Source organism: Acidovorax sp. KNOB132, from assembly GCF_057541515.1.
This window is the reverse complement of the sequence record NZ_BAAJYT010000272.1, coordinates 1-4,600: the sequence shown is the minus strand read 5'-3', so window position 1 is coordinate 4,600 and position 4,600 is coordinate 1. Positions and strand designations below refer to the sequence as shown.

The following is a 4,600-nucleotide window of genomic DNA, read 5'->3' as shown; positions in this document are numbered from 1 at the left end:
CGCCCGTGGCGCCGGTCGCGCCCGTGGCGCCGGTCGGACCGGCCGCCACGCCTGCTGCACAGGGACCCAGGGCGCCCGTCGTGGTTTCAAAGCACAGCACCGTGGCCACGGGTGTGCGCGTGGAGAGGGTGGGCAGAAAGACACCGCCACCATCCTGCACCCGCAGCCCCTCTTGCGTTCCATTGGCGCTGCGCACCACGAAGCCGCCTGCTGAAGGCACGGTGATGCGCACGTCCGCTGCCAACACCAGAGGAGCATGGACCAGGCAAGCGGCAGCGAGGGCGGCAGTCAGCAGGGAGAGGCGGATTTTTCTGGAGTGGTTCACAGGTCGTTTCCTGGGTGATCGCGTTGGGCCGAAGGGACTGCCACGTGCCGGTGTGCGGCCGAGGCGGTAGAAATCGGCGCCAGACTGTCTTTCGCCAATGTTTATGTAAATAGTTGTTTCAATCTTGATAGGTACTTGCTTGCACGCGGAATGTGCGTGTGAGGCGTGCTCGCGCGGATGCCGATGAATGGGTCCGCCCCAGGCTGAAACCGTTGGAAGCATGGGCGATGCGGCCGCACGCCATCATGGTTCGGTGCCATTGCCGGTGCACCGGATTCGCTTGGCGACTGCCCTGTCCTCCGGCTTTCTGGGCCATCGCGCCGGCGGTGGCCTCCTCAATTCACCGGGTGCGTTCTGCACGGCAGTCAGCCGCTTGCGCAATGCAGTGCAGTGCAGTGCGGCGCCATCCACCAGGGAAGATCAATGCCAATGGTTCTATGGAAAGTGCGGCACGCGGTGCCTTTTCCCCACAGCGGGCGCAAGGCCGTCCTGGCGGCTCTCGCCTGGGTGGCGCTGTCTGGCGCTTGCCTGGCGCAGGCGCAAACGCTGTGGCCCACGCCCCGGCAATGGGATCAGGCGCGAGAACAATCGGCCACCGTCCCCGCATGGCGCAATGCCATGGGCGCCCAGCGGCGCATCGCCGAAGACGCGATGAAGAGCGAGCCCCGGCCCGTGGCCGTGCTGACCACTGGCGGTCGGCTGCGGGGCGATCCGCTCAAGGCCCAGACCGAAGCGGGCCTGCAGGACATGGACAAGATCCAGGCGCTCGCCATCACCTACCGGGTCGACCACGACCCGCGCCATGCGGCGAAGGCGGGCGACTACCTGCTGCGCTGGGCACAGGTCAACCGACCGACCGGCCAGCCCATCGATGAAACCGGCCTGGAGCCCGCCATCTTCGGGTATCGGCTGGTGCGGGCCGACCTGGACGCTTCCACACGCGAATCGGTCGATGGCTGGATGCGCCGCATCGCCGAAGCCGAGATGGGGTCGCGGGAGATGAAGAAGAAAACCGCCACCAACAACTGGCACAGCCATCGCCTGAAGATCGTCGGCCTCATCGGCTTCGCAATCGGCGATGCACGGCTGATCGCCTACGCGCGGGACGGCCTGCGTGCGCAGATCAACGACAACCTGCTTGCCAGCGGCGAAAGCGTCGATTTCCAGGAGCGCGATGCGCTGTCCTACCACGTGTACGACCTGCGCCCGCTCGTTACGCTGGCGCTGGCCTTCGCGGAGCAGGGCGAGGATTTCTACCACTGGAAGGCGGCGAACGGCGCCTCCATCGCCCACAGCGTGGCGTGGCTGATGCCGTACCTGAGGGGTGAGAAGACGCATGCCGAGTTCGTGGGCAGCGATGTGCGATTCGACAAGGCGCGCTCGGACAATGGCGAGCGGGGTCATGTGGTCGGCAGCCTGTACGAGCCGCGCGACGCACTGCCGCTGCTGTTCCTGGCCGCTGCCTACGACCCCGAGTGCGCTGCCCTGGCGGAGCGGCTCGGCGGGGGGCGCCCGAACTGGCGCCTGGCGTTCAGCCGGCTGCCTGCCGCACGCACCCAGGGAGGGTGAGTGGGGCGCCTGAACACCCTGCTTGAACGCGATGGGCCACGCAGGCCAGGGGCCGGTCAGGGCTTGACCTCCAGCCGCACGCGGCGCCGGTCCGTGCTGACCGTGACCGACAGGCAATCGTCGGCCCACACCGGGCGAAGTGCGTCGGCGTCCGAATGCTCGGCGCGTCCATACGACCGCCCGGCCTGGTCCACCAGTTTCACGTAGCCCGCGCCGTCGCTGTAATCGTAGAACTCCAGGCTGTAGTCACTCCCGCCGCACACATCGGTGTGCATGAGTTCTGCAGTGTTGAAAGCGCGGGAGGAGAGCAGGGACCCGGCCAGCAGGGCCAGCGGCATGGCCGCGAGAAGCAGCAACGCCCATCGCGGCCAGGTCTGCCAAAAGCGGGGCTGGCGGAAGGCCGCGCGGTGGGTGGAGAGTGAAGAGGTGTGGGATTTCATGGGTGTTGGGTCGCAGGCGGGCTCAGTGAATACGAGCCGATGGATTTGCCAGTCGAGGACGCACTTTTAAATTGGTGCGTTATCGACTGGAGCCGACATTGAATCGGTGGCAACCATGTGCCCGATAGGAATTACCGATGGCTGCTTCTTGCGAGAACGGATTCATCGTGAACCGGAACATTTGGATGCTGAGTCGGCTTCATGGCCGTACGCTCAACAAAGCAGGGTCTTTGTCCGTGTTGATGCTTACCTGCTTGCAATCGTCTGACCAGATCGGGCTCAGGTCAGTCCCATCTGAAAAAAGCGATCTGCCGTGCGCGCGGCCTGAGCCGTCCACCAGTTGAGCGTAGCCATCCCCATTTTTGTATAGGTAAATATCCAGGCGATAGCTGGTGTTTTTACAGTGCGATGCGTGGGAAAACTCTGCCTTTCCGAAATAACTGGAATTGGCCAGTACGAAAAGAATGGGGGTGTTAAACACCAGCCAGACTGCGAGCGATAGCAAGGCGATGAGCCAAAAAATCAGCCCAGCCCACCATTGCCATCTGCGCCAAAATGCTTTGCGCTCCGCAGTTTGCGAGGGGGGTAATAAGGGGATCGCCATCTCAAGTCACCTTGCAATGCCAAGTCAAAGGGGTCTTTAGTCTTTCACGATAAAGATCGGAGAAAACAATGAAGTCACCCCCCTTTTGATGGTGTGAGCGCCATTCGCGGAAACTGGCGTTTTCCATCATGTAGAGATTTGAGGAAGGCACCTTACGCACTTCACTGGCGTTCCAGTGGCCAAGGATCTGTTCGCCTGAGAAGTCGTAGCAGTCTCTTATATAAAAAAACCAGGCTGTGAATGTCTACGCGGTGTGCGCGCGCTACGGCGTTTTCCAATGGCGTCACAACGCCTTCTGCTGCGACATGCAATGTGAAAGCGCCCAATGCGCAATACATGTCATCAATCGGGTCTGCCAGTTTTTCGAGTCCGTTCGCTGATACAGAGCCGGCATTGACATGGGCCGTCTCGTGCACATCGACCACGAAAGGACTGATGCCGAACGGGGTGGCATGCGTTCCCAGCTTTCCCGCTTTTCGGAGGTTGTTGAAGAGTTCCTTTTGTGAAAAGGCCAGGCTTCTTTCTGAGCCGTTACCGGAAACGGCATTTTTGAGTTCCAAATAGGTTTCCTGCGTTCTTCCGAAGCGCAACGCCCAAGGCATGCTGATGATCGACGTATCGATGTGCTGCGCGGTCAAAGACCTGTGGTCTACCCCTAAACCTGTTTTCCAGGCACTCGGCATGGCGAACGGCGCACCCGTGAACCATTTACGCACCAGGGCAGCGCCCACGCGAAATCCGTTCTTCTCCATGGCCGCAGGAAGATCGGTCAGCTGAATGTTCTTGAAGCAACCAGCGGCTGGGTAATTCGAAGCGAGGCTGATGGGCTTCGCCATCAGCCGGGCCGCAGCAAGCGCGGCATCGTTGAAATCTTTTGTCATGAATCCTCCCTTTTATCGATGCAGGGCATTGCGGCCATTCCCATACAAACAACCGCGCGGCGTATCTTAAAAGCTCCCCCGCAACCCTGGTCTCTTTGCAACGCACTCTTACTTTATTTGCATATTAATCACGTAACAATAAAACAAATATTGCCCAAGGTGCCCTCATTCGCCACAGCGGTGCATTGATCTTCCTGGCCGTGTCGTTTTGTATACAAAACGGTGCAAAAACCGTATTCCAGGCTGGCATGGCGTTTGCGTAATGCCCCGGCATGGACGCCACCTCCCACCCCCCGGCCCCCGCCGCCATTGAAATCGTTGCGCTCGCCAAGCGCTATGCGCAGGGCAAGCCTGCCGTCGATGGCATCGATCTGCGCATTGCCAGCGGCAGCTACTGCTGCCTGCTGGGGCCTTCGGGCTGCGGCAAGAGCACCACGCTGCGCATGATCGCGGGGCACGAGTCGGTGACCAGTGGCGATGTGCTGCTGGAGAACCGCAACATCACCGATCTGCCGGCGGCCGAGCGGGGCACGGCGATGATGTTCCAGAGCTTCGCCCTCTTTCCCCACCTGTCCGCGCTGGACAACGTGGCGTTCAGCCTCAAGATGAAGGGCGTGGGCAAGGCCGAGCGGCAGGCGCGCGCGCGGGCGCTGCTGGAGCGCGTGGCGATGGGGCACCTGGCCGACCGCAAGCCGGCGGAGCTGTCGGGCGGGCAGCAGCAGCGCGTGGCGCTGGCGCGCGCCCTCATCACCGAGCCGCGCGTGCTGCTGCTGGACGAGCC

At 62.1% G+C, this 4,600-nt stretch carries 6 protein-coding genes and 1 pseudogene; 2 read left to right on the top strand and 5 right to left on the bottom strand.

The genetic code is table 11. The annotated features are described in order from the left end of the window. A pseudogene (locus tag AC27IO_RS20735) lies at positions 1-325 on the bottom strand (hypothetical protein); the annotation flags it as partial. A 423-nt stretch (positions 326-748) separates the two neighbouring features. On the opposite strand from AC27IO_RS20735, the gene AC27IO_RS20730 reads away from it, so the two are divergent. After that, positions 749-1,894 carry an alginate lyase family protein gene (locus AC27IO_RS20730; protein WP_498740531.1) on the top strand — a complete coding sequence of 382 codons (1,146 nt, stop codon included), beginning with the start codon at positions 749-751 and terminating at the stop codon, positions 1,892-1,894. A 56-nt stretch (positions 1,895-1,950) separates the two neighbouring features. Here AC27IO_RS20730 and AC27IO_RS20725 read toward each other — a convergent pair whose 3' ends face one another. The 4 genes from AC27IO_RS20725 to AC27IO_RS20710 form a co-directional block, all read right to left on the bottom strand. Continuing rightward, a complete protein-coding gene (locus AC27IO_RS20725) occupies positions 1,951-2,334 on the bottom strand; it encodes a hypothetical protein (protein WP_498740530.1) in 384 nt (127 codons plus the stop codon). 199 nt (positions 2,335-2,533) lie between these two features. Further along, entirely contained in the window at positions 2,534-2,938 is a 405-nt protein-coding gene (locus tag AC27IO_RS20720; protein WP_498740528.1) for a hypothetical protein, read from the bottom strand. Position 2,939: 1 nt separating this feature from the next. Continuing rightward, entirely contained in the window at positions 2,940-3,125 is a 186-nt protein-coding gene (locus tag AC27IO_RS20715) for a DUF6402 family protein (RefSeq protein ID WP_498740532.1), read from the bottom strand. After that, entirely contained in the window at positions 3,100-3,819 is a 720-nt protein-coding gene (locus AC27IO_RS20710) for a DUF6402 family protein (RefSeq protein WP_498740527.1), read from the bottom strand. Before AC27IO_RS20710 ends, AC27IO_RS20715 begins: the two co-directional genes overlap by 26 nt. A 272-nt stretch (positions 3,820-4,091) precedes the next feature. Here AC27IO_RS20710 and AC27IO_RS20705 point away from each other — a divergent pair. Then, positions 4,092-4,600: ABC transporter ATP-binding protein (locus AC27IO_RS20705; protein ID WP_498740525.1), on the top strand; the 509-nt coding region annotated here is incomplete at its 3' end.